Raw genomic sequence first — 23,934 nt, 5'->3', positions numbered from 1 at the left:
AGGGAACACCCAACCCCCTGTTTGGGTGGGGGGGGAGAAAAAGGGGGCAAAAAAAAGGGAGAAAGAAAAAACACAGGGTGGGGGGCAGGTATTCCCCCCCCCCCCGCCCCCCGGCCGTGTGTCCGCCCTAGAGACCTCTGCGGGGCCCCGGTGGCAGCGCCGCCGGGGGGTGCGGGTTCTGCTGCGCCGACCACGCCGTCGGGTATGCCGCCGTCTGCCGGTGCACCTGGCCGTACCCGCCCGCGCTCAGGACGGTGCCGAAGGCCCGGAAGCCGAGCTCCTCCTCGCCGCTGCGGTCACCCGGCAACGTACGGAACGACCTGCGGTACTCCGAGTACAGGGCGTCGTAGATCGGCGTGGGCGAAGGGCCCGCCGTGACGTCCTGCGCGGGGCGCATCGCGGGGATCTGACTCGAAACGGGCTGGAGGAAGGGGTCGTATGGGTGCACACAGGTGCCAACGACACCGCCGCCCGTCGGATGCGGGCGGCTCTCCGAAAGGGGAGCGCTCCGGGGCCGCGGCACGGTCGGAACACCCGGTCCCGCCCCCGCCCCGGGGCGCCGCGCCCGCCCTAAGCCCGGCCGGCCGTCCTCCATCAGGTGCCGGCCAGCGGCATCGCGGCGGCCACCAGGCGGCCGTTCGCGGCGGCCTTCTCCAGGGCGTCGCGCAGCAGGTCCTCGCGGGGCTGCTGGCCGATCGAGCCCACCGGCGCGGCGTAGACCAGGACGGTGTGCGACTTGTTGGCCGCCGCGCGCCAGCCCTCGGTGACCTGGAGCGGCTGGTGCGCCTGCCACCAGGCGGTCTGACCGGCACCGCCCGGCCCCGGCTGGAGCACGGAGTGCAGCTGGCCCATGGCGACCAGGACCGACCAGCCCGACAGCACCGCCGGCTTCTCGCCGAGGTCCGTGACCGGCTGGAAGCCCTGCTCGGCCAGGAGCGGCAGGAACTCGTCGGTGAGACCGTCGGAACCCGGCCGGGCGACCGGGGCGGTCGGCTCCACGACGAGCGCCGGGTGCAGCTCGCCCCCGATGAGGACGAGACCGCTGGTGACCCCGAGCACGGCCTGCTCGGGGTGGGAGGCGGCGAGCGCGTCAGCGGCGTCGGAGGCCGTGATGGAGGCGACGGCGCCCTGGAGCTGCTCCTCGGCCACCCGGACGACCTGCGACGGGATGCAGGTGGCGTGGGCGAACGCGAGGACCGCGGTCTCCTCACCGACGAACAGCACCGTGCTGGTGCGCTCCTGGTCGGAGTCGCCCGGCGTGCGGCAGGAGGTGCAGTCGTAGCTGCCCGGGGCGTTGTCGCCGGCCAGCAGCCGGTCCGCTTCTTCGTCGCCGATCTCGGCGCGTACGTCCTCGCTGACGTCGAGCATGCGCGGCACGGGGGCTCCCTGGACTCGGTACGGGGGGACGCCGGGCCGTTCCCGGGCGTCATGCCGAGTTCAACGGGTCTGCCTCGGCCGGGGTCACGCGTGGAACCGAGGCAACTTGCCACCGGCTTGTGCGGCGCTCGCGCGTCCGGGGACGTGACTCCGACCGGGTGGGGTGTGAACACTGTTCCGCGCGGCACGGGCCGGGGCCGCCGGGCGCTGCCTAGCCTTCCCCGATGTCGATGATCCGATTGTGGACCGCCGGTTCCCTCGTGGCGGCGTCCGCGGCCGCGCTCCTGACCCTGACCCCGGCGCCCGCCCAGGCCCGGGACACCCCTCCCGGACCGGGGGACGTGCCCGCCGCCTCGGCCGCGGCCCGGGAGGACGCCTCCGCCCCCCTCAGGGAGGCCGCCTCCGTGCCCTCGTACCCCTGCGCGCGGGACCAGTGGCCGTGGGGCTGTGTCGCCGAGTGCGAGAGCAGCGGGAACTGGCAGGCCAACACGGGCAACGGCTTCTACGGGGGGCTCCAGTTCTGGAACCCCACCTGGGTCGAGTACGGCGGCCTGAAGTACGCCCGGCGCGCCGACCTCGCGACGCGGCCGCAGCAGATCACCGTCGCCGAGGACGTGCTCCGCACCCAGGGGTGGGGGGCCTGGCCCGTCTGCTCCCGGCGGTACGGCCTCTCCGGGCGCGTGCACACCGTCCAGGCCGGCGACACGCTCAGCTCGATCGCCCGCCGCTTCGGGATCAAGGGCGGCTGGCAGGCCCTGTACGCGGCGAACCGAAGCCTGATCGGGGCCGACCCGAACCGGATCGTCGTCGGCACCATGCTGCGGATCGACCCGCTCTGACGTCACCGGTACTCGGCCGGCTCCCCGCTCGACACCCGGGAGCCGTGCCGCAGCTCGTGCACGACCGAACCGGGCGGCAGCCCGTCCGGTACGCGCTGCTCGGCCAGGACCACGGCCGCCCCGCGCTCCACGGCGAGCGCGGAGAGCATCCGGTACGTACGGGCCGCGACCGGCGGCGCCATGCCGAGCGACGGCTCGTCGACGAGCACCACGCGCGCGCGTGCCAGCAGCGCGCGGGAGAGCGCCAGCATCCGGCGCTCCCCGCCGGACAGGGTCCCCGCCGTCCTGGGCAGCAAGGGGGCCAGTTCCGGGTACGGGGCGGTGGCGTCGGACGCCGGGACCCCGGGCGCGGCGAGCGCGAGGTTCTCGGCGACGGTGAGGCCCGCGTACACCGCCCGCAGATCCGGTACGAAGCACAGCCCGCGGCTCGCCCGGTCGTGCGCCGGGAGGCGGGTCACGTCGGCCCCCCGCCACTCCACCCGGCCCGCCGAGAGGCCCACCGTGCCGGCCAGGGCGCGCAGGGCGGTCGTGCGGCCGGCGCCGTTGCGGCCGAGCAGGACGGTGACCGTCGCGGCCGGGACGGGCAGGTCGAGGCCGTGCAGGGCCTCCAGGGGGCCGTAGCGGACCCGGGCGGCGCGCAGGGCGATCTCGACGCTCACGACAGGATCCGGCCTCCCTCCATGGTGTGCACGGTGTGCGCGATCCCGGCGACCAGGTCCGGTCGTGCTCGACGACGAGGACGGTCAGGCCGTCGGCCGCGAGGGCCGCCAGGATCCGGGCCAGGGCGGCGGTCTCGGCGGCGTCGAGGCCGGCTGCCGGTTCGTCGAGGAGGAGCGTGTGCGGCCGCCCGGCCAGCGCGCGGGCCAGCTCGACCCGGCGCAGGGTGCCGGTCGGCAGGTCCGCCGCCGCCCGGTGCCGTACGGGCCCGGCGAGCCCGAGCAGCCGCAGGCTCCGCTCCACGGCGGCCGGGTCCCCGCGTCCGCCGCTCTGCTCCTCACCGAGGCGGACGTTCTCCTCGACGGTCAGCGACGGGAAGACGGCGAGCCGCTGGAAGGTCCGGGCGATGCCGAGCCGGGTCCTGGCGTGGGCGGAGCGGCTGGTGACGTCGGTGCCGTCGAGCGTGATGCGGCCCTGGCCGCGACGGGGGCGGAGGGTCCCGGCGAGACAGTCGAAGAGGGTGCTCTTGCCGGCGCCGTTGGGACCGACGAGGGCGGTGACGCGGGCGGGGGAGAGCGCGAGGGAGACGTGCGAGAGGGCGGTGACCCCTCCGGGATAGGTGAGGGTGAGGTCGTGCGCGCGGAGGCCCGTGCGGGACGGGTGGGGGTGGTGCGGTGAGGGTGCGGGGCCTGTCCGTGCGGCGGGTGGCGCCGGGCTGTCGGGGGCTGTCGGGTCGGTCTCGCGCCGGCCGGACTCCGTCAGCGGGTCGTGCCCGGGGGCGGTGTCGGCCGCCGGCCCGGCGGTCCGTCCCGGCGACGGCAGCAGGTTCGTCAGTGGGGGGATCCTGCCCGTCAGCGTCGCCAGGAGGCCGATCAGGGCCGCCGCCGTGCCCGCCTGCGGGCCCGCGTCGAGGGTCGCCAGGAGGGCCGCGGCCGCCAGCGGGGTGAGGAGGCTGTCGGCGCCGAGGACCAGGACGGCGGCGAACCAGAGCAGGCCGCGGACCGGGTCGTACGCCTCGGGGTCGAAGGAGCGCAGGCCCATCCCGAGGAGGCCGCCGCCGAGGGCCGCCAGGGCCGCGCCCAGGACGAAGGCGGCGAGCTTGAGGCGGGGCACCGGGACGCCCGCCGCCTCGGCGCCCGGTTCGTGGTCCCGCAGCGCGGCGAGCGCGCGGCCCGTGCGGCCCCTGCGGAGCGCCGCCACCAGGGCGAGGCAGCAGGCCAGGACGGCCAGCTCCAGGGCGTAGAAGGCGCGGTCGTCGGAGAAGCCCGCCGGGCGGCCCAGGGCCACGCCCGCCGTCGCGTACGGCTGGGTGAGGACGAAGCGGCTCACGGCCACCCCCACGGCGAGGGTCGCCAGGGCGAGCGCCAGGCCGTGCCGCCGGATCGCCGGCCACCCCGTCACCAGGCCCGCCACCGCCACCGTCGGCACCGCGAGCCCCAGCGCCAGGAGCGCCGGCACCCCGGCGGCCGCGAGGAGCGCAGTGAAGAGGGCGCCCAGGCCCGCGTACGCCGCCTGGCCGAGCGCGATCTGGCCGCCGCGGCCCGCCACCACGACCAGCGACAGGAGGATCACGGCGAGCGCGGGGACCTGGACCGCCGTGTGCAGGTCCGGGCCCGCGAGGCCCAGCGGGAGGAGAAGCAGGATGCCCACGACCGACCACAGGGCCGCCGGCACACGCGTGGCGCGGGACGGCGGCGGCAGCGCGTCCCGGCCCCTGCCGCCGACGCCCGGCAGGACGAGTGCCGCCACCAGGAGCGCCACCACGAACAGGTTCGCCCCGACGGCCTGGACGAGCGGTCCCGCCCAGCCCTCCGGATGCAGCCGGGTCAGCTGCGCCTGGGCGACCCCGATCACGAGCGCCGCCCCCACCGCGACCGGCAGCGACCGCATCCGGGCGATCACCGCGACCGCGATCACCTCGACGACCAGCAGCGGCATCCCGAACGGGTCGAGCCGTACGTACGGGGCGAGCAGCACACCCGTGAGCCCGGCCGTGAACGAGCCGAACGCCCAGCCCGCCGCCGCGACCCGGTCCGCGTCGATCCCCGCCAGGACGGCGAGCGGGCGGTTGTCCACGACCGCCCGCAGCTCCCTGCCGAACCGCGTCCACCGGGTCACCGCCCCCACCAGACAGGCAAGCGCCACCACCGCCGCGAGCTGCGCCCACGGATCGTCACCGAGGAGCACGGGCGCGTCGTCCCGGGCCCCCGGGCCCCACAGCAGCACCGCCCCGCCGACCAGGAGGACGAAGACGCCGATCGTCGCCACCAGCGTCTGTGCCGGGCCGGCGCCAAGCAGCGCCAGAGGACGGAAGACACCCCGGTCGAGGATCAGCCCGATGCCCGGGGCGACCAGGAGCAGCGTGACCAGAGCCCCGAGGGGCAGCGGCCAGCCCCAGCCGACCACCAGTTGGCGGAGCACGTACGCGCCGACCATGGCGACGGCACCGTGCGCCAGGTTCAGCACCCCCGTCGCCCGGTAGGTGACGACCAGGCCGATGCCGGTGAGCGCGGCGGCGCTGCCGACCGCGAGGCCGGCGAGCGTCAGCTCGTACGTCAGGGAGGCCACGGCTCACACACCGGACAGGGGGAGAGCTCCGCGTCCCCCGCCTCCACCGCCTCCGCCCTGCCCGCCACCAGCGGGCAGTCCGGGCGGTGCGCGAGGGTCCCGCCCGGAACCCGGAGGAGCGGGCCGTCCGAGGACGGCGGGGGAGGCTCCTCCGCGTCGGGGAGCCGCGGCTCCGGAGGGCGTACGGGAAGCAGCGCACCCGCCCCGACGAGCACCGCGCCCGCCACGAGCAGCGCGGCCCCCGGCACCGTGCACGAGGCCAGATAGGGCAGCTGGCGCTCCGCGAAGCGCTCGCCGGAGATCCCGTACCAGCCGAGCACGCAGAGCACCGCGCCGCCGGCGGCCGCCGCGAGACCGCTCCACAGCAGGATCCGGGCTGTCGGCACGGGGCCTCCCTCGTCTCTTCCTTGCACTATGCCCCGATCCGTCCCACCCTGGAAACACCAGCCGCTCCGGACTGGGCGGGACCCTCGGTGGTGAGCCAGATGGTTGTCGTACGAAGCGGGGGACGCTCCCTGGCGGTCCTCGGGGCCGTCGCCGTCCTGGCCCTGGCGCCCGCCCTCACGAGCTGCTCGGACGACGAGGGGACGAAGGGCGGCGCGACCGTCTCCTCCACCCCGCCGCCCGCCATGACGGCCCAGCCACCGGGAGGCGGCACCCAGCCGGACGACCCCGCGGCGGCACGAGCCGAGATCACCGAGAACTGGACGGCCTTCTTCGACCCGAAGACCCCGACGGCCGAGAAGACCAGGCTGCTGGAGAACGGCGAGCGGATGGCACCCGTCCTCGCGGCCTTCGCCGGTGACAAGAACGCGGCGGCGACGGCGGCCGAGGTCAAGAACATCGACTTCACCTCGCCCGACGGCGCGAACGTGACCTACGACCTGCTCGTCGGCGGCAACCCCGCCCTGCCCGACGCGAAAGGCACGTCCGTCCTCCAGAACGACACCTGGAAGGTGTCCGTGAAGACCCTGTGCGGCCTGGTCGAGTTGAGCGGTGTCACCGTCCCGGGCTGCTGAGGCGGTCGCGGCGCTGCTCCTCGCCGTCCTGCTCGCCCTGCTCGCCGGGTGCGGCAGCCGGCTCCCGGAGCGCGCCTTCGAGACGCGGCCCACCGCCCACCCCTCCGGCGGTGAGCCGCTCCGCGTCGGGATCATCACCAGCGCCACCAGCTCCGTCGGCGGGCAGACCTTCACCGGCCCGCGCGACGGAGCCCGCGCCTGGTTCGACGCCCTCAACGCGCGCGGTGGCCTCGACGGACGCCGGATCGAGGTCGAGACCTGCGACGACGGCGGCAGCGGCGTCGGCAACAACGCGTGCGTGCACCGGCTGATCGACGAGCGCCGGGTCTTCGCCCTCATCGCCACCACCGCCCTGAACTACGCCGGTGCGCCCCTCGTCTCCCGGGCCGGGGTCCCCGACATCGGCGGACAGCCCCTCACCCCCGCCTACGACACCTATCCGCACCTCTACGGCATCTACGGCAGCTCCGCCCCGCGCACCGGCCGCGCGCCCGGCTGGGGCGGCACGCTCTACGGCGGGACCGAGGTCTACCACTGGTTCCGCGAGAAGCTGGGCGCGCGCACCGCAGCCGTCGTCTCCTACAACCAGGCCGCCTCCGCCGCCTACGCCCGGCTGGTCGCCCGCGGGCTGCGAGCCGAGGGCTACCGCGTCGTCGAGGAACAGGTCGACTTCGCCCTGCCCAACTTCCGCGCGGTCGCCGCCGAACTGCTGGCCGAGCACGCCGACCTCCTCTTCGACGCCATGGACACCCACGGCAACGTCCGCCTGTGCGAGGCGATGGAGGCGCTCGGGGTCCACGTCGCCGCCAAGGTGACGAACGCGCAGAACTGGTCCTCGGCCGTCGCCCGCGACTACGCCCGCGCGCCGGGCTGCCGGGCCTCGCTGTGGGTGACGGGCTCCAGCCGGAACCACCAGGACACCGGGCATCCGGCGGTCCGCGCCTTCCGTACGGCGATGGGCGACCGGCCGCTGTCGCAGTGGCAGCTGGAAGGCTGGGCGGCGGCGATGTGGTTCACCGACGCGGCCCGCTCCTGTCTCGCCCGGGGCGCGCTCACCCGCGGCTGCGTCGAGGAGTTCATGAACCGTCCGGAGCCGTACACCGCGCGCGGCCTGCTGCTCCCCGTACGGTTCGAGCACCTGGCGCGGCCGCCCGCCACCCGGAACACCTGTCTGTCCGTGGCCCGTTGGCAGGACGGGCGGGGCTGGGTGAGCCAGGGCGACATGACGGGGAACTGCGCGACCGTCCCCCAGCTCGGCTACCGGCCGTGAACGGCGCCCCCGTACCGGCAGTACAGTCGGGCACCGACCGACTGACTGACTGACCGGGGGGAACCGGCAGCGCGATGCGTATCTCCTTTCTGCTCCACAACGGCTACCACTACGGCGGCACGATCCGGACCACGTTCACGCTCGCCGAGGAACTGGCGGAACGCCACGAGGTCGAGATCGTCTCGGTGTTCCGCCACCGCGACCGCCCGGTCCTCGGCCTCCCCTCGGGGGTGACCCTGCGTCACCTCGTCGACCTGCGCAGGAACAGCCCCGGCTACGACGGCGACCACCCCGACTTCCACCGGCCCGCCGAGGTCTTCCCGCGCGGCGACGGCCGCTGGAAGCAGTACAGCGCGCTCACCGACGCCCGGATCGGGGAGTACCTGCGCGGGGTGGAGGCCGACGTCCTCGTCGCCACCCGCCCCGGGCTCAACGTGCACCTCGCCCGGCAGGCCCGGCGGGGGCCGGTCCTCGTCGGTCAGGAGCACCTGATCCTGGACGGCCACAGCTACCGGCTGCGCCGGGACATCGGCCACGAGTACGCGCTCCTCGACGCCGTCACCACCGTCACCGAGGCCGACGCCCGCGCCTACCGGCGGCTCGGTCTGACCGGCGTACGCGTCGAGGCCGTGCCCAACAGCGTGCCCGCGCCCTCCGTACCGCCCGCGGACCCCGGGTCGAGGAGCATCGTCGCGGCGGGTCGGCTGACCCGGGTCAAGCGGTACGACGTGCTGATCGACGCCTTCGCGTCCGTGGCCGCGGACCATCCCGACTGGACGCTGCGGATCTACGGCTCCGGGGACGCGGTCCAGGACCTCAAGGGCGCGCTGGCCCGGCAGATCAAGGACCGCGGGCTCGAAGGGCGGGCCTTCCTCATGGGGACGGTCACCCCGATGGAACCGGAGTGGGCCAAGGCCTCGATCGCCGCGGTGACCTCGCAGCGGGAGTCCTTCGGCATGACGATCGTCGAAGCGATGCGGTGCGGACTGCCGGTGGTCTCCACCGACTGCCCGCACGGACCGCGCGAGATCATCGAGGACGGGGTCGACGGGCGGCTCGTGCCGGTCGACGACGTGGCCGCCGTCGCGGGCGCGCTGCGTGAGTTCGTCGAGGACGAGGAACTGCGGGCCAAGGCGGGGCGGGCGGCGCTCGCCGCGTCCGAACGCTTCGACCCGTCGCGGGTCGCGGCGCGGCACGAGGCGCTGTGGTCGGAGCTGGTGGCGCGGGGGGCGGGGAGGAAGGTGCACTCGGCGGGGCGGGTCCGCCTTCACCGGGGGGTCGGGCGGGTGCTCGACGCGATCTACACCCAGAAGGCGCGCGCGGGCCGCCTCGCCCGCCGCCTCCGCTGACGGCCGCGTCGCGGGGCCCGCGTGCGCGGGCTGCGCCCGCACCCGGTGGGGCCCGCCCCGCCCCGCCCCGTGCGGGTCGCGCCCGCCCGGTGGGGGCCGCGTCCACGGCCTGCGCGGGCTGCGCCCGCACCCGGTGGGGCCCGCCCCGCCCCGTGCGGGCCGAGCTCACGCCCGTGAGGGCCGCTCACCAGCCCCCGTGCGGGCTGCGCCGCCGCCCCCGTGCGGACCCGCCCCGCCCCGTACGGGCTGCGGCCCCGGCCCATGTGGTCCGTGCCCCCGCCTCGGGCTGGGCGGTGCCCACCTGTCGTGTGGGCAATCGTCCCGCAGGGCGGGACGGGTGGGCACACGGGACGGCGCCCGAGGCGGCGCCTCCGCCTTCCGCGCCTGGACCCGCACCACGAACGGCGGTGCGGCCTGCGCGACTGGGTGCCCCGCGGAACTGCGGGAGGCGCGGGCTCACCCCGTCCCGGCGGTGCGGCGCCCGCGAGGGGGCTGGGAGACTTGGGGGATGTTGGAGACCTCCGCGCGGCTGTTGCGGTTGCTTTCGTTGCTTCAGGCTCACCGCGAGTGGTCCGGTGCCGATCTCGCCGAGCGGCTCGGCGTGACCCCGCGGACCGTGCGGCGGGACGTGGACCGGCTGCGGGAGCTCGGTTATCCCGTGCACGCCAGCCCCGGTACCGGCGGCGGCTACCAGCTCGGGGCCGGCGCCGAGCTCCCCCCGCTGCTGCTCGACGACGAGGAGGCCGTCGCGGTCGCGGTCGGTCTGCGGTCCGCCGCCGGGCAGGGTGTCGAGGGCATCGGCGAGAGTTCCGTACGCGCCCTGGCGAAGCTGGAGCAGGTCCTGCCGGGAAGGCTGCGGCGCCGGATCGGGGCGCTCAACGACTTCACGGTGCCCCTGCTGCGCACCCCGAAGGAGCGGGTCGACCCGGCGGTCCTCACCGAGCTGGCCAACGCCTGCCGGGACAGCGAGCGGCTCCGCTTCGCCTACCGTGACCACGGCGGCACCCCCACCCGCAGGACCGTCGAGCCGCACCGCCTGGTCTGCACCGAGCGGCGCTGGTACCTGGTCGCCTGGGACCTGGACCGGGCCGACTGGCGGACGTTCCGGGCCGACCGGATAGAGCCGGCCCCGCCGCACGGCCCCCGCTTCCCGCCCCGCGAGCCGCCCGCCGAGGACCTGGCCGCCTATGTGGAGAAGGGGGTGTCCCGTACCGCCTACGCGAAGGAGGCGACGGTCCGGCTCTTCGTCCCGCTCGCCGAGGCCGCCGCCGTCGTCGGCCCGCTGGACGGGGTCCTGACGGCGGACGGCGAGGAGGCGTGTCTGCTCAGGACAGGGGCGCACAGCCTCGACGTCATGGTGTTCCACGTGGCGTTCATGGGCTTCGACTTCGAGGTGGTCGACCCGCCGGAGCTCGTGGCGTCGGTGCGGGCGCTCAGGGACCGGCTGTCCCGGGCCCTCGACCGGACGGACGGCGCTCCGGCGGGCCGCTGAGCCCCACCTGCTCGTACTCTGCGGCCTCGAAGTCGTGCCCGGGCGGTGGGCAGAGGTCGCCCATGCGAAGGAGCGCCCGAAGCACACGGCCGCTGCCGCTGCCGCCGTCCCGTTGTCGCCGCCTCCGCCTCGCCCGCGCCCTCGTCCCGGCTCCGCGTCTCCGGGCGTTCGGACGGCGTAAGCATTGTGTAAGGGAAGAGTGCGTGCCTCGCGTGCGCGTCGCCGACGCAATTCGGGACGGGCTTGTGGGAAGAGGGAATTGAACGCGCCTTACCTGCGCTTCCGTACCCTTCGTGCGAACTGATGGCGGCCGTTCTGAATTACTGGAGAAACGACCGGAAACCCTCCCCGCGACGGACCGCGGGCCGGCCAAACATATGTCGAGAACTTGTGACACAAGCGTGACCGCCGAGGGACTAACGTGAGGTTCATGTCACCCACTTCGCGCACTCCCGAACCGCCCCGCGACGCTCCCGAGTCCTATGTGGGGCTCGACGCCGAAGGGGCCGAGCGGCTCGCCAGGGCCCGTGGCTGGAGCGTCGTCCGGTCGCTGCCGCCCGGCTCGATCATCACCATGGAGTACCTGTCCGGGCGCATCAACTTCGAGGTCGAGGACGGTTCCGTCACCCGCTGCTGGCTCGGCTGAGGAGCCGGCCGGGCCGCGGGACCGCATACGAAAGGGCCCCGGCCGCTGTGGCCGGGGCCCTTCCGCGTACGTGTCAGCCGCGGGTCGCGGGGGTGCGCCGGGCCCCGGCCACCCCCACGGGCTCCCGTGCGGGCTCGCGGACCGGTTCCCGGACCGGACGCGGGCCCCCGGAGGCCACGGGCAGCGAGGGCACGAGCCGGCGGCGGTCCCGCAGCCGCTCCCGGGCCCGGTCGCGGGCGGCGAGGATCCAGGCCTCCGCGACGGCCAGGGCCGGCTCGCACCAGGGCAGGGCGAGCAGGACGAGGAGCCCGGCGGCCCAGCCGAGCAGCACGTCGCTCAGCCAGTGCGTGCCCAGGTAGACGGTGGTGAGGCCGACGCCGAGCGCGACCACCGCGGAGAGGGCCGACAGATAGCGCCGGGCCCTCGGGGTGGTCGCCAGGTAGGCGAGGATGCCCCAGGTCACCACCGCGTTGGCGGTGTGGCCCGAGGGAAATATGTCGCCGCCCGCGAAGAGCTCGGCGGAGCCGACCTGCGTCGCGTAGTGAGGTCCGAGGCGGCCGAGTCCGAGCTTGACCGCGCCCACCGAGACGTTGAGCAGCAGAAGGGTGGCGCCGAGGCACAGCAGCGGGCGCAGGGTGTGCTGGCGCCAGGACCGCCATCCCAGCCAGGCGGCGACCATGACGGCCGTGGGGCCGCGCTGCCCGAGGACGACGTAGTAGTCGAGGAAGCCGTGGATCTCGGGCCACTGCTGGTACGGCCGGAAGAGCATGATCTTCCAGTCGAGGGTCACCAGCCACGTCGAGAGCAGCACGGCCACGACGATGGCGAGATAGAACGCCGACGTCCCGCCGAAGAGGGCGAGACGCGTGCGGGTCATCCGCGGGACCTCTATCTTCGGCGGTTCCGGCTCCCGGTCCAGCCGGGCAAAGATGTCGGTACGCACCCAATCGACGTTACAGGGAGTGAGAACCAGACCCGGGCGATCCGCTCCCTTCGTGATGACCATGTGATGTGGAGTAGGTCTCAGTGGCCGGTCCATTCCAGGCGTCCGTCGGGAAATCCGATGACCTTCCGCCCTATTGCCGCAGAGGGTCTTTCCGCAAGCGCGTTTGAACGCGGGGGAATTCCGTCAAACAGACGTCCGTGCGGAATTCCATGCGACGCGCGGCCCGCTCCGAGTGGCGTACGCCACACCGTGAGGCCCGCCGGGGTGAGAGCTGCGCCACGCGCTCGGGCCTTGAACTCGCGTACGCTGACGGCTCACTCGCCCGTCGATGCCGGGCCGCCCCGGGCCATACGCCCTGGTCACAGCCCACCGAGCGCGAGAGCTTCACTGGGAGGTACGGACATGTCGCGGACGAACACCGCCCAAGGGCGACCCCGTGCCGCCGTCGGCGCCAACCGCTGGGTCGTCCTCCTCGTCCTCTGCGTCAGTCTTCTCCTCGTCGCCCTCGACGCGACGATCCTCCACGTCGCCGTCCCCTCGCTCACCGAGGACCTGCGCCCCAGCTCCACCGCGCTCCTCTGGATCGTCGACGCCTACCCCCTGGTCTGCGCGTCGCTGCTGATCCTCTTCGGCACCCTCGGCGACCGGGTCGGCAGACGGAGGATCCTCCTCCTCGGGTACGCGCTCTTCGGCATCGCCTCGGCGGTCGCCGCGCTCGCCACCGAGCCCGCGGTCCTCATCGGGGCCCGCGCGCTGCTCGGCGTCGGCGGCGCGATGATCATGCCCGCCACGCTCTCCATCCTCCGGACCGTCTTCCCCGACCGGAGGGAGCGCGCCACCGCGATCGGCGTCTGGACGGCCACCGCCGCGATCGGGGCCGCCACCGGGCCGGTGCTCGGCGGCTTCCTCGTCGAGAACTACTGGTGGGGCTCCGTCTTCCTCATCAACATCCCGCTGATGGCGCTCGTCCTGCCGCTCGGCCGCCGCCTGCTGCCCGAGTCCCGGGGCGCCGCCGACGGTCCCTGGGACGTGCTCGGCGCGCTCATGGCCGCGGCCGGGGTCCTCGGCAGTGTCCTCGGGGTCAAGCACGCCGGGGCCGGCGACCCGCTGCTCGCCCTCCCGACCGCGGGGCCGCTGCTGCTCGGCGCGGCGCTCCTCGTCCTCTTCGTACGACGCCAGAAGCGGCGTCCGCACCCGCTGATCGACATCCGGCTCTTCTCCCGCGCCGCCTTCACCACCTCGGTCGGCTGCATCGTCATCGGCATGCTGGCCCTGGTCGGCCTGGAGCTCATCGCCATCCAGTACCTCCAGCTCGTCCTCGGCCTCAGCCCCCTGGAGACCGGGCTCCGGCTCCTCCCGCTGACCTTCGCCGCCATGGCGGCCGGCGCCACCGGCTCGTACACCCTGCGCAGGGTCGGGCCGCGCCGGATGGTCGGCTGGGGCTTCGTGCTCACCGCCGCCGCGGTGCTGCTGCTCACGCTCATGGGCCAGCACGACCGGCCGCTGCTGCTCACGGTCGGCTTCGTGCTGCTCGGCTTCGGTCTGCAGACCACGCTCTTCTCGGCGTACGAGTCGATGCTCAGCGAGGCGCCGCAGGGGAGCGCGGGCGGCGCGGCCGCGATCGGCGAGACCTCGTACCAGCTCGGCGCGGGCATGGGCATCGCGCTGCTCGGCAGCGTGATGAACGCGGCGTACGCCCCCGGGCTCGCCTCGGTCCCCGGAGTGCCCGCGGAGGCGAGCCGGGCCGCCGCGAACTCGCTCGGCGAGGCCTACAAGGTGGCCGACCAGCTCGGCGGCACGGCCGGTGACACCCTGCACGCGGCCGCCCGGCATTCCTTCGTGGCCGGTCTGCACCTCACGCTCGGTGTGAGCGCCGCGCTGCTCCTCGTCGGCGCGCTGATGGCCCGGCGGCTGCCGAAGGTCATGGAGTGCCCGGTGGACCCGGCGGATGCCTACGACGCGCTGGGAGCCGAGGGGACTCTCGTGGCCCCGGCGGGCCCCGAGCGGGATGTGGAGGCCCGGGGCGCGGCGGAGCCGCTCGCCCCGTCGGCTTCCCCGGAAGGGGCGGGGCCGCCGCGGGTGCCCGTGACGCGGGAAGCGGTCGAGTCCGCGGGCTCGGGACGCCCGGCGCACTGACCCGTCCCGGCGGACCCGCTCAGCTCTGGTTGAAGAAACCGTCCTGCCGACGGCGTCCCGAGTCCCCGGTGACGATCTGGGTGTCCGCGGGGGTCAGCAGGAATACCCGGGTCGCGACGCGCTCGATCGAGCCGCGCAGACCGAAGGCGAGACCTGCGGCGAAGTCGACGACGCGCTTGGCGTCGTTCGGCTCCATGGCGGTCAGGTTCACGATCACCGGAACCCCGTCCCGGAAGAGCTCGCCGATGCCCCGGGCGTCCCGGAAGCCGTCCGGGGAGACGGTGGCGATCCGGCGGCCCCGCTCCTCGGCGGTGTCCGTGGCCACCCGGACCCGGGGGTCCGTCACCCAGGCGTCGCCACCCTCGGCACCGTCGGCGTACTCGTCGTCGTAGTAACGCTCGTCGTTGTCCTCGACGAGTCCCAGCCAGGCACTCGCCTTGCGCACCGAACCCATGGACGCCTCCTTTCAACGCGGTCACTTGTGGTTCCGCATGTCCCTATCGTCGTCCATGATGCGGATCGCGCGCCAAGCAGATAGCCGCCGCGCAGGAGATTCGTGACGGTACTGGTGCAGAACGTGAGGGCCGTTTGCTGGCGATTCGTCAGGAAACTTGCGGTATGAGGGGCCTGACGGGGGGCCATGTAGCTGAAAATATGAAAGTCGGGCTGGAAGGGTGACGATGGGCGCGTACGGGTGAACGAACCCAGTCGCTACGATGCCGCGAGGCCGCTCGGCGGACCTTCACCCGCCACAGCCCACGACTCACGGGGGAGTCCTTGTTCGGAATCGTCAGACCCTGCACCCACCGCCTCACCGACGGACTCAAGACCGAGTGGATGGCCCACCTCTGCGGCCTCTGCCTGGCACTCCGCGCCGACCACGGGCAGTTCGCCCGCGTCGTCACCAACTACGACGGACTCATCGTCTCCGTCCTGACGGAGGCTCAGACCGGCGTGACCGCGGCGGGCCGCCGCACGGCCGGGCCCTGCGCGCTGCGCGCCATGAGGACCGCCCCCGTCGCCCGCGGCGAGGGAGCCAGGCTCGCCGCCGCCGTCTCGCTCGTTCTCGCCTCGGCGAAGGTACGGGACCACGTCGCCGACCGGGACGGCCTGTTGGCCCGTCGGCCCGTCGCCGCCGCGGCCCGCCGCGTCGCCCGCTCCTGGGACAGGGCCGGCGCCAGGACCGGCCGCGACCTCGGCTTCGACACCGCCGTCCTCGTCGACGCCGTCGACCGCCAGACCGGCATCGAGGCCCTCGCCGGACCCGGCACCCCCCTGCTCACCGTCACCGAGCCGACCGAGACGGCGACCGCCGCCGCCTTCGCGCACACCGCCGTCCTCGCGGGACGGCCGGAGAACGCGGCGCCGCTCGCCGAGGCGGGTCGCCTCTTCGGCCGCCTCGCCCACCTCCTGGACGCCGTCGAGGACCAGGCCGCCGACGCCGAGGCCGGTGCGTGGAACCCGCTCACCGCCACCGGCACCTCCCGCGCGGAGGCCCGGCGGCTCGCTGACGACGCCCTCCACGGCATCCGCCTCGCGCTGAAGGACGCCGAGTTCGCCGACGGCAAGCTCGCCCACGTCCTCCTCGCCCACGAGCTGCGCACCTCGGTCGACCGCGCCTTCGGCACGACCAGCTGCTCGCACGGGGCGCCGGGCGCGCCGCACGGTCACGGCCCGGTGCCCGGCAACCCGTACGCCCCCAACGGGCCGGTGCCCGGCAACCCGTACGCCCCCAACGGGCCGGTGCCCGGCAACCCGTACGCCCCCGGCGGACCCGGCGGCCCGGGCGGGCCCTACGTCCCCGGCCCCGGCGGTCCGGGCGGACCCGGCGGGCCGCTCCCGCCCGAGCCGCCGAACCGGCGACGCGGCCTGATAGCCGGCTGCGCCCTCTGGATCGGCCTGGCCTGCACCTGCCAGATGTGCTGCGGGAGCTTCGAGGACCCCTGGAGCCGCCAGCGGCGCGAGGGTCTGTGCCAGCAGTGCGACCCCGGCAGCTGCTGCGACTGCTGTGACTGCTGCAGCAACTGCTCCTCCTGTTGCGAGGGTGACGGCTGCTGCGGCGACTGCGGGGGCTGCGACTGCGGCTGCGACTGCTGACGGGCCGTCGGGGCCCCGGCGCCGCTACTTCTTCGGCGCCGGGATCTCCGGCGGGGAGATCCGCGAGGTCTCGATCCCGGAGGCCGTCACCCCCCACTTCCTCAGGATCCGGTCATACGTGCCGTCGGCCTTCAGACCGTTCACCGCGGCCTGGAAGGCCGGCGCGAGCGGAGTGCCCTTCTTGAAGGCGAAGCCGACGTCGAGGCGCCGGTACTCGTTGAGGAACTTCACGTTCTTCTGCTGCGTCACCGCGTACCGCACGCCGTTGATCGTGTTCATCACGACGTCGCTGCGGCCCTGCTGGAGCGACATCCAGATCGCCCCGGTCTCGCTGTAGACGTTCACCTCGTACGCCGGCTTCCCGGCCTGCGCGCACCGGCCCTTGTTCTTCTCCAGGGTCCGTTCGAAGGTGGTGCCGGCGTTCACGGCCACCTTCAGGCCGCACAGCTGCGTGAGGTCGGTGACCGCCTTCAGCGAGCTGTCGGCGCGGGCCGCGAAGCCCTGCCCGTCGTTGACGTAGGTCACGAAGTCGATGGTCCTGCGCCGCTCCTCGGTCACACCGAAGTTCCCGGTGCCGACGTCGTACTTGCCGCTGCCGAGCGCCGGCAGGATCGCCTCGAAGCCGACCACCTCGCGCTTCAGCTCCAGACCGAGGGCCTTCGCGACGGCGGCCGAGAAGTCGGCGTCCACGCCCACGACGGTCCTGCCGTCCGGCAGATAGGCCGAACTGGGCGGGGTCCCCACCGAGGCGGCGAGCGTCAGACTTCCACGCTGCCGCACGTCGGCGGGGAGCAGCTTCGCCGCCGCCTCGTTCTTCCTCACCGCCGCCACCACGTCCTCGGCCGGGAGCGCGCCCTTCGCCGCGCCCGGTGCTCCCGAGGCCCCGGCCGGGGCGGTCGCGGGCTCGCCGCCCGCGCAGGCGGTGAGGCCGAGCGTGGCCGCGGTGATCAGGGCGAAGGCGAGGGCGGTGCGTGTGGTGCCGGAACTCGTGCGCGTACTCATGGCTTCGGGGTCTCCAGGAATTTCTCGAACGGCAGCGGGCCGATCGACTCGGGATCGGCGGACACGTCGAAGAGCGGGCGGTAGCCGCTCGCCAGGTAGAGGCCCTTGGCCTCGGGCTGGCGCGGCCCCGTCGTCAGGTAGAGGCGGGAGTAGCCGCGGGCGGCGGCCTCCCGTTCGAGCACGGTGAGGACACGGCGGGCGAGGCCGCGCCTGCGGTGCGCCGAGTGCGTCCAGATCCGCTTCAGCTCGGCGGTGTCCTCGTCGTAGCGGCGGTAGGCACCGCCCGCGACGGGCCGGCCCTGCTCCAGGAGGAGCAGGAAGGCGCCGTGCGGCGGGGTGAACTCCGCCGCCGGGTAGCGGCTCAGATCGTGCGCGGAGCCGTACCGGGTCGTGTACTCGTACGCCAGTTCGTCGAGCAGCGGGCGTGCCAGGGGATCGGTGGTCGTGGTCCGGTGCACGGACAACGCAAAGGTCATGACGGTCCTTCAGGGCGAAGGAGGAAAGGAGAAGGCAGGGAGGGGCGAGGGGAGGGGAGAGCTCAGGCGCTCAGCGAGGGCCTGGGTGTGAAGGCGCCGCGGAAGACAGCACGCGGGCGGGGTGAAGCAGCGAGTCGGCTCAACAGGAAGAGGACCACACGCGACCGAAGTCGATGTGGGAGCGCGTGACCAGCTGCTGGGGATGCATGGCCCCAGTGGAACAGGCATCCGTTCCGGCGTCAACCACGATGAGACGTACGGCTCACAGTGCGGACACCCTTGACAGCGGGCCGTGTTGACCGCATAGCCTCGAAGGGCGGATAGGGCTGAGGGGCCCGGATCCGCGTTCAGCGCGTGTGAAGGCGCACCCCCGTGTTCGATCCGCCCCCTGGCATCCACGGAGCCCTCGCATGTCCGCGACCCTCGTGAAAACCCCTTCCACGGCCCCGCCGGCCGAACCGCCCCCGCGTATCGTCCCCGCCCGCCGCACCGGCCAGTGGACCGCGGCCGGCGCCGTCCTCGTCCTGCTCGCGCTCGCGCTCGTCTCGGTCGTCCGCAACAAGGCCTTCCAGTGGGACGTCGTCGCCGAGTACTTCACCTCGGCGTCCGTCCTGCGCGGCCTCGGCCTCACCCTGTGGCTGACCGCCCTCGTGATGGCCCTCGGCTTCGCGTTCGGCACCCTGCTCGCCGTCCTCAGGCTCTCCGCCAACCCCGTTCTCGGCGCCGTCAGTTGGGGCTACGTCTGGTTCTTCCGGTCGACCCCGATCCTGGTCCAGCTGCTCTTCTGGTTCAACATCGGCGTGCTCTACCCCCAGATCCTCGGCGTGAACACGGTCAACCTCCTCGGCCCCGTCGCCGTCGCCGTCATCGGCCTCACCCTGCACGAGGCCGCCTACGCCGCCGAAGTCGTCCGCGGCGGCATCCTCTCCGTCGACCGGGGCCAGACCGAGGCCGCCCAGTCCCTCGGCCTCGGCCGGTGGCGCCGGCTCTCCCGGATCGTGCTGCCGCAGGCCATGCGGGCGATCGTCCCGCCCGCCGGGAACATGCTGATCGGCACCCTCAAGGGCACCTCGATCGTCTCCGTGATCGCCGTGCAGGACCTGCTCTACTCGACCCAGCTCGTCTACCACCGCACGTACGAGATCATCCCGCTGCTGCTCGTCGCCACCCTCTGGTACGTCGCCGTCACCTCGGTACTCGGCGTCGGCCAGTACTACGTCGAGCGGCACTACGCCCGCGGAACGGCCGGTGCGCGATGAGTCCGCGCCCCTCCCTGGTGATCGTGGGCGCCGGGCCGCGGGGGACCGGCTTCCTCGAACGGCTCGCCGCCAACCTGCCCGGGCTGTACGGCGACGAGCCCCTCGACGTCCACCTCGTCGACCCGCACCCGGCGGGCCCCGGCCGGATCTGGCGCACCGCGCAGTCCCCGCTGCTCTGGATGAACTCCCAGGCCGAGGACGTCACCATGTTCACCGACGAGACCGTCGCCCTGGAAGGGCCCGTCCGCCCCGGACCCACCCTCGCCGAATGGGCCGGCATCGACGGCCGCGCCTTCCCCACCCGCACCCAGCAGGGCGCCTATCTGCGCTGGGTGTACGAGCGGGCCCGCGCCGCCCTGCCCGCCTCCGTCACCCTCCACGAGCACCGCACCACCGCCCTGCGGATCAGCGGCCCCCGCGACGGCCGCCAGCGGGTCCGGCTGGAGGGCACCGCCGTCCCCCTCCTCGCCGACCTCGTCGTCCTCACCGTCGGCCACCTCGACGCGGAACCCGACCGGGAGCAGCGGGAGCTGGCCGGCTTCGCCGCCCGCCACGGGCTCGTCCACCTCCCGCCCGACTTCACCGCCGACACCGACCTCGCCGCCCTCCCCGCCGGCGAGCCGGTCCTCGTCCGCGGCTTCGGCCTCGCCTTCGTCGACCTGATGGTGCTGCTCACCGAGGGCCGCGGCGGACGGTACGAGGGCGAGGGCGACGACCTCGTCTACGTGCCCTCCGGCAAGGAGCCGGTGCTGCACGTCGGATCGCGCCGCGGCGTCCCGTACCACTCGAAGATCGGCTACGTCCTCGACGGCGAACGGCCCCCGCTGCCCCGCTTCTTCGGCCCCGAGCAGACCGACGCCCTGCTCAGGCGGTCCGGGCCGGTCGACTTCCGGCGCGACGTGTGGCCGCTCATCGACAAGGAACTCGGCTGGGCCCACTACCACCGGCTCTTCTCCACCCACCCCGAGCGGACCGCGCTCCCCTGGAGCGACTTCGAGCAGGCCTACGAGAAAGCCCCGCCGCGCGGGGCCGAACTCGCCGCGGTCGTCGCCGCCGCCGTCCCCGACCCCGCCGACCGGCTCGACCTCGACGCCCTCGACCAGCCCCTGGCCGGCCTGCGCTACGACTCCGCCGAAGCCCTCCAGGACGGCCTGCGCCACTACATCACCGAGGACCTGACCCGCCGCCACGACCCCGCCCACAGCCCCGACGCCGCCGTCTTCGCCGGCCTGCTCTCCGTCTACGGCCAGCTCCTGCGCCTCGGCAAGCGCCTGGACCCGGGCAGCTGGTGGCACGGCTTCTTCAGCTATCTCGCCTCCGGGCCGCCCGGCCCCCGGCTCCGCCAGCTCCTCGCGCTCTCCCGCGCCGGCGTCGTCCGCTTCCTCGGACCCCAGGTCACCCTCGAGACCGACGAGGAACGCGGCCTCTTCCGCGCCGCCTCCGCCGCCCTGCCGGGGGAGTGGACCGAGGCCCGCGCCCTCGTCGAGGCCCGGATCCCCGACCCCACCCTGGAGCTCACCGGCAGCCCGCTGCTGCGCGCCCTGTACGAGGAGGGCACCAGGGCCACCAGCGGGGGTCTCCTCGTCGTCGACCCCGTCGACGGCCGGCTCCTGGAGCACGACGGGCGCCCGCACCCGCGCCGCTTCGCCCTCGGCCCGCACACCACCGCCCGCACCGGGAGCGCCTTCACCAGGCCCCGTACCGGCGGGGTCGCCTTCGGGCAGAACGACGCCACCGCGCGGGCCGCCCTGGCCTTCCTGCGCGACCGGGAGTGTCGGCTCCCCGCCCGGCTGAGCGCCTGACCCCGCGCCGCTCCTCCCGCCGCCCGACCCCTTCCCGAGGAACCGCCATGTCTCTCACCAGTACCGAAGCCGGTGTGAAGGACCCACCCGCCGCTCCCACCACGTCACCACCCGCCGCACTCGTGGTCGTCCCCGTGCGCCACCCCTGGCGCTGGGTGGCCGTCGCCGCTACCGCCGTCCTGCTCGTCCAGTTCGTCCACGGGCTCGTCACCAACCCCGGCTGGGAATGGGACGTCTTCGCCGCCTTCTTCACCACCGAGACGATCCTGCACGCCGTCTGGGTCACCCTCCAGCTCACCTTCTACGGCACCGCGCTCGGCTTCGCCATCGGCATCGTGCTCGCCTTCATGCGGCTGTCCGCCAGCCCGTTCCTGCGGTCGGTCGCCTTCGGCTACATCTGGGCCTTCCGCTCCATCCCGCTCATCGTCCAGCTGCTCTTCTGGTTCAACCTGGCCTACCTCTACAAGGAGCTGAGCATCGGCATCCCCTTCGGGCCGAGCTTCCTCTCCTTCGACACGATGGGCCTCGTCGGCGAGATGAGCGCCGCCGTCCTCGGGCTCGCCCTGCACCAGGCGGCCTACGCGGCGGAGATCGTCCGGGGCGGCGTACTCGCCGTCGACGAAGGCCAGTTGGAGGCGGCGGCCTCCCTCGGCATCCCCAGGCTCCGCCAGGTGCGGCGGGTCGTGCTGCCGCAGGCGATGCGCTCGATCCTGCCCAACGCCGCCAACGAGATCATCTCGCTCTTCAAGGGCACCTCGATCGTCTCCGTCATGGCGATCGGCGAACTCTTCTACCAGGTCCAGGTCGTCTACGGCCGCAACGGACGGGTCGTCCCGCTCCTCATGGTCGCCACCGCCTGGTACGTCCTGCTCACCACCGCGCTCTCCGTCGTCCAGCACTACGTCGAACGCCACTACGCGAAGGGGAGCGTCCGATGAGCTCCGTCACCAAGACCGCCGGCCGCGCCGCCGGCTCCGCCGAGGAGCCCGCCGAGGGGTCCGTCACCACGGCCAAGGTCGAGATCCGGGGCGTCCACAAGCGCTTCGGCGCCCTCCACGTCCTGCGCGGCATCGACCTCGACGTGCGGGCCGGCGAGGTCACCGTCGTCCTCGGCCCCTCGGGCTCCGGCAAGTCCACCCTGCTGCGGACCATCAACCACCTGGAGAAGGTCGACAGCGGCACGGTCGGCGTGGACGGCGTCCTCGTCGGCTACCGCCGCTCCGGGAACAAGCTCTACGAGCTGCGCGAACGCGAGATCCTCAAGCAGCGCACCCGGATCGGCTTCGTCTTCCAGAACTTCCACCTCTTCCCGCACCTCACCGTCCTGGAGAACATCGTCGAGGCGCCCGTCTCGGCCCTCAAGCGCCCCCGCAAGGACGCCGAGGCCGCGGCCCGGAAGCTGCTGACGCGCGTCGGACTCGCCGACAAGGCGGAGGCGTACCCCAAGCAGCTCTCCGGCGGGCAGCAGCAGCGGGTCGCCATCGCCCGCGCGCTCGCCCTGGAACCGAGCCTGCTCCTCTTCGACGAGCCGACCTCCGCGCTCGACCCCGAACTCGTCGGCGAGGTCCTCGACGTCATCAAGGACCTGGCCGCCTCCGGCACCACCATGATCGTCGTCACCCACGAGATCGGCTTCGCCCGCGAGGTCGCCGACACCGTGGTCTTCATGGACGAGGGCCGGATCGTCGAGCAGGGGCCGCCCGCCGAGGTGCTCGACAACCCGCGCCACGAGCGGACCCGCGCCTTTCTCTCCAAGGTTCTCTGACCTCTTCTCTCACACACCCATCAGGAGCACGCCATGAAGACCCGTCGCGCCGTCCTCACCGCCCTCGCCTCGCTCACCGCCCTCGGAGTCCTCACCGCCTGCGGCTCCGGCGACGCCGCCATCGGCGAGATCAAGCCGGAGGGCCAGAAGGACACCGGCATCAACGTCGGCCCGAACCAGAACCGCGTCCACACCGCCAAGGTCGACGCGATCGCGGGCAAGCTGCCCGAGTCCGTCCGCAAGAGAGGCACCCTCGTCCTCGGCGTCTCCGCCAAGAGCAACCCGCCGCTCGCCTTCCGCGCCACCGACGACAAGACGCTGATCGGCGTCGAGGTCGACCTCGCCACCCTCGTCGCCGACACCCTCGGCCTGAAGCCCGAGTTCAACCCGGTCTCCTGGGAGAACCTCTTCGTCGGCCTGGACAGCGGCAAGTACGACGCCGTCTTCTCCAACGTCACCGTCACCGAGGAGCGCAAGGACAAGTACGACTTCGCGACCTACCGGCTCGACGACCTCGCCTTCGAGGCGAAGAAGGGCTCCGGCTGGACCGTGAAGGGACCCGAGGACGTGTCGGGCAAGCGGATCGCCGTCGGCAGCGGCACCAACCAGGAGAAGATCCTCGTCGACTGGTCCCGGCAGAACGAGAAGGCCGGCCGCAAGGGCGTCGACATCAAGTACTACGACAACACCACCGACTACTACCTCGCCCTCCAGTCCGGCCGGATCGACGGCTACCTCGGCCCCAACCCCACCGTCGCCTACCACGTGGCCTCCGCCGGCCAGACCGAGGCCGTGGGCAAGTTCTCCGGAGCGGGCGCCGGGCTCCAGGGCAAGATCGCCGCCACCACCAAGAAGGACAGCGGCCTGGTCGCCGCCTACGCGGCCGCGATCGACCACATCGTCGAGAACGGCACCTACGCGCAGGTCCTCAAGCGGTGGGGGCTGGGCAGCGAGGCCGTGGCGAAGTCCGAGATCAACCCGCCCGGTCTGCCCCGCACCAAGAACTGACCGCCGCGGGCCGTCCCGTCCCGGGTGCGGGTCGCGTTCCGCACCCGGGCCGTGCCGGGGCCGCACCCGGCCCGCGCCGGTTCCGCCGGGGCCGGGGCCTCCGCGGGGGAGGTGGTGTCCGGACTGCGTCTCACCGCGCTTCGCGCGAGTTCAAGACGCTTTTACGTCCGGACACCACCTCCCCCGCTCCGGCCCCGTCCCCTCCCGCCGTCGTTGTCCACCGGCC

21 protein-coding genes and 1 pseudogene are annotated in these 23,934 nt (G+C 73.8%); 13 read left to right on the top strand and 9 right to left on the bottom strand.

Annotation, left to right across the window (positions count from 1 at the left end):
• Nucleotides 1-127 precede the first annotated feature (127 nt).
• Nucleotides 128-448, bottom strand: a complete 321-nt coding sequence (locus ACZ51I_RS26695; protein WP_468880521.1) for a hypothetical protein — start codon at nt 446-448, stop codon at nt 128-130.
• Between the two features lie 146 nt (nt 449-594).
• The gene (locus tag ACZ51I_RS26690; protein ID WP_468880519.1) at nt 595-1,377 is read right to left on the bottom strand and encodes a hypothetical protein; all 783 of its coding nucleotides are present in this window, start codon (nt 1,375-1,377) and stop codon (nt 595-597) included.
• A gap of 224 nt (nt 1,378-1,601) precedes the next feature.
• Here ACZ51I_RS26690 and ACZ51I_RS26685 point away from each other — a divergent pair, with 224 nt between their 5' ends.
• Nucleotides 1,602-2,216: a LysM peptidoglycan-binding domain-containing protein gene (locus tag ACZ51I_RS26685; protein WP_468880517.1), complete on the top strand. Its 615-nt coding sequence runs from the start codon at nt 1,602-1,604 to the stop codon at nt 2,214-2,216.
• A 2-nt stretch (nt 2,217-2,218) separates the two neighbouring features.
• On the opposite strand, the gene ACZ51I_RS26680 is transcribed toward ACZ51I_RS26685, so the two are convergent.
• The 3 genes and pseudogenes from ACZ51I_RS26680 to ACZ51I_RS26670 all read right to left on the bottom strand — a co-directional run bounded on the left by ACZ51I_RS26680 (nt 2,219) and on the right by ACZ51I_RS26670 (nt 5,827).
• Entirely contained in the window at nt 2,219-2,875 is a 657-nt protein-coding gene (locus ACZ51I_RS26680) for an ATP-binding cassette domain-containing protein (RefSeq protein ID WP_468880515.1), read from the bottom strand.
• Nucleotides 2,872-5,441 (bottom strand): annotated as a pseudogene (locus tag ACZ51I_RS26675) (ABC transporter permease subunit). The gene ACZ51I_RS26680 and the pseudogene ACZ51I_RS26675 overlap by 4 nt, the downstream one beginning before the upstream one ends.
• Complete coding sequence (locus ACZ51I_RS26670) at nt 5,429-5,827, bottom strand: hypothetical protein (RefSeq protein ID WP_468880512.1); 399 nt, start codon at nt 5,825-5,827, stop codon at nt 5,429-5,431. Before ACZ51I_RS26670 ends, ACZ51I_RS26675 begins: the two are co-directional and overlap by 13 nt.
• Nucleotides 5,828-5,926: 99 nt before the next feature.
• Between ACZ51I_RS26670 and ACZ51I_RS26665 the strand changes: the two genes are divergently transcribed.
• From ACZ51I_RS26665 to ACZ51I_RS26645, 5 genes are all read left to right on the top strand, one after another.
• A complete protein-coding gene (locus ACZ51I_RS26665) occupies nt 5,927-6,460 on the top strand; it encodes an MTB12 C-terminal domain-containing protein (RefSeq protein ID WP_468880509.1) in 534 nt (177 codons plus the stop codon).
• Entirely contained in the window at nt 6,438-7,730 is a 1,293-nt protein-coding gene (locus ACZ51I_RS26660) for an ABC transporter substrate-binding protein (protein ID WP_468880507.1), read from the top strand. Before ACZ51I_RS26665 ends, ACZ51I_RS26660 begins: the two co-directional genes overlap by 23 nt.
• A gap of 74 nt (nt 7,731-7,804) precedes the next feature.
• Nucleotides 7,805-9,079, top strand: coding sequence for a glycosyltransferase family 4 protein (locus tag ACZ51I_RS26655; protein ID WP_468880504.1), 1,275 nt, complete (start codon nt 7,805-7,807; stop codon nt 9,077-9,079).
• Between the two features lie 508 nt (nt 9,080-9,587).
• The gene (locus ACZ51I_RS26650) at nt 9,588-10,571 is read left to right on the top strand and encodes a helix-turn-helix transcriptional regulator (protein WP_468880501.1); all 984 of its coding nucleotides are present in this window, start codon (nt 9,588-9,590) and stop codon (nt 10,569-10,571) included.
• Between the two features lie 430 nt (nt 10,572-11,001).
• Nucleotides 11,002-11,217, top strand: a complete 216-nt coding sequence (locus ACZ51I_RS26645) for an I78 family peptidase inhibitor (protein WP_468880498.1) — start codon at nt 11,002-11,004, stop codon at nt 11,215-11,217.
• A 73-nt stretch (nt 11,218-11,290) separates the two neighbouring features.
• On the opposite strand, the gene ACZ51I_RS26640 is transcribed toward ACZ51I_RS26645, so the two are convergent.
• Nucleotides 11,291-12,094, bottom strand: coding sequence for a phosphatase PAP2 family protein (locus tag ACZ51I_RS26640; protein ID WP_468880495.1), 804 nt, complete (start codon nt 12,092-12,094; stop codon nt 11,291-11,293).
• 471 nt (nt 12,095-12,565) lie between these two features.
• Here ACZ51I_RS26640 and ACZ51I_RS26635 point away from each other — a divergent pair, with 471 nt between their 5' ends.
• The gene (locus ACZ51I_RS26635) at nt 12,566-14,299 is read left to right on the top strand and encodes an MFS transporter (protein WP_468880492.1); all 1,734 of its coding nucleotides are present in this window, start codon (nt 12,566-12,568) and stop codon (nt 14,297-14,299) included.
• Between the two features lie 19 nt (nt 14,300-14,318).
• Here the strand turns inward: ACZ51I_RS26635 and ACZ51I_RS26630 are convergent, their stop codons facing one another.
• Nucleotides 14,319-14,753 (bottom strand): cell division protein SepF, encoded by a 435-nt coding sequence (locus ACZ51I_RS26630; protein WP_468880489.1) that lies wholly within the window; start codon nt 14,751-14,753, stop codon nt 14,319-14,321.
• A 323-nt stretch (nt 14,754-15,076) separates the two neighbouring features.
• Here ACZ51I_RS26630 and ACZ51I_RS26625 point away from each other — a divergent pair, with 323 nt between their 5' ends.
• Nucleotides 15,077-16,396: a DUF5685 family protein gene (locus ACZ51I_RS26625; RefSeq protein WP_468880486.1), complete on the top strand. Its 1,320-nt coding sequence runs from the start codon at nt 15,077-15,079 to the stop codon at nt 16,394-16,396.
• 24 nt (nt 16,397-16,420) lie between these two features.
• Here ACZ51I_RS26625 and ACZ51I_RS26620 read toward each other — a convergent pair whose 3' ends face one another.
• Both ACZ51I_RS26620 and ACZ51I_RS26615 read right to left on the bottom strand, forming a co-directional pair.
• Nucleotides 16,421-17,398, bottom strand: coding sequence for an ABC transporter substrate-binding protein (locus ACZ51I_RS26620; protein ID WP_468880483.1), 978 nt, complete (start codon nt 17,396-17,398; stop codon nt 16,421-16,423).
• On the bottom strand, nt 17,395-17,874 hold the full coding sequence (locus ACZ51I_RS26615) for a GNAT family N-acetyltransferase (RefSeq protein ID WP_468880481.1): 480 nt from the start codon (nt 17,872-17,874) through the stop codon (nt 17,395-17,397). The genes ACZ51I_RS26620 and ACZ51I_RS26615 overlap by 4 nt, the downstream gene beginning before the upstream one ends.
• Before the next feature lie 410 nt (nt 17,875-18,284).
• Here ACZ51I_RS26615 and ACZ51I_RS26610 point away from each other — a divergent pair, with 410 nt between their 5' ends.
• Genes ACZ51I_RS26610 through ACZ51I_RS26590 form a run of 5 tightly spaced genes read left to right on the top strand, consistent with a single transcriptional unit; the run spans nt 18,285 to nt 23,708 of the window.
• Complete coding sequence (locus ACZ51I_RS26610; RefSeq protein ID WP_468880479.1) at nt 18,285-19,133, top strand: amino acid ABC transporter permease; 849 nt, start codon at nt 18,285-18,287, stop codon at nt 19,131-19,133.
• Nucleotides 19,130-20,935 carry an FAD/NAD(P)-binding protein gene (locus ACZ51I_RS26605; protein WP_468880477.1) on the top strand — a complete coding sequence of 602 codons (1,806 nt, stop codon included), beginning with the start codon at nt 19,130-19,132 and terminating at the stop codon, nt 20,933-20,935. The genes ACZ51I_RS26610 and ACZ51I_RS26605 overlap by 4 nt, the downstream gene beginning before the upstream one ends.
• A gap of 47 nt (nt 20,936-20,982) precedes the next feature.
• A complete protein-coding gene (locus ACZ51I_RS26600; protein WP_468880474.1) occupies nt 20,983-21,873 on the top strand; it encodes an amino acid ABC transporter permease in 891 nt (296 codons plus the stop codon).
• Complete coding sequence (locus ACZ51I_RS26595) at nt 21,870-22,700, top strand: amino acid ABC transporter ATP-binding protein (RefSeq protein WP_468880471.1); 831 nt, start codon at nt 21,870-21,872, stop codon at nt 22,698-22,700. The genes ACZ51I_RS26600 and ACZ51I_RS26595 overlap by 4 nt, the downstream gene beginning before the upstream one ends.
• 33 nt (nt 22,701-22,733) lie before the next feature.
• A complete protein-coding gene (locus ACZ51I_RS26590) occupies nt 22,734-23,708 on the top strand; it encodes an ABC transporter substrate-binding protein (RefSeq protein ID WP_468880469.1) in 975 nt (324 codons plus the stop codon).
• Nucleotides 23,709-23,934: the final 226 nt, after the last annotated feature.

The organism is Streptomyces sp. NPDC034084 (genome assembly GCF_055575535.1).
Note: the sequence above shows the minus strand (reverse complement) of the source record. Positions and strands in the feature narration are given on the sequence as shown.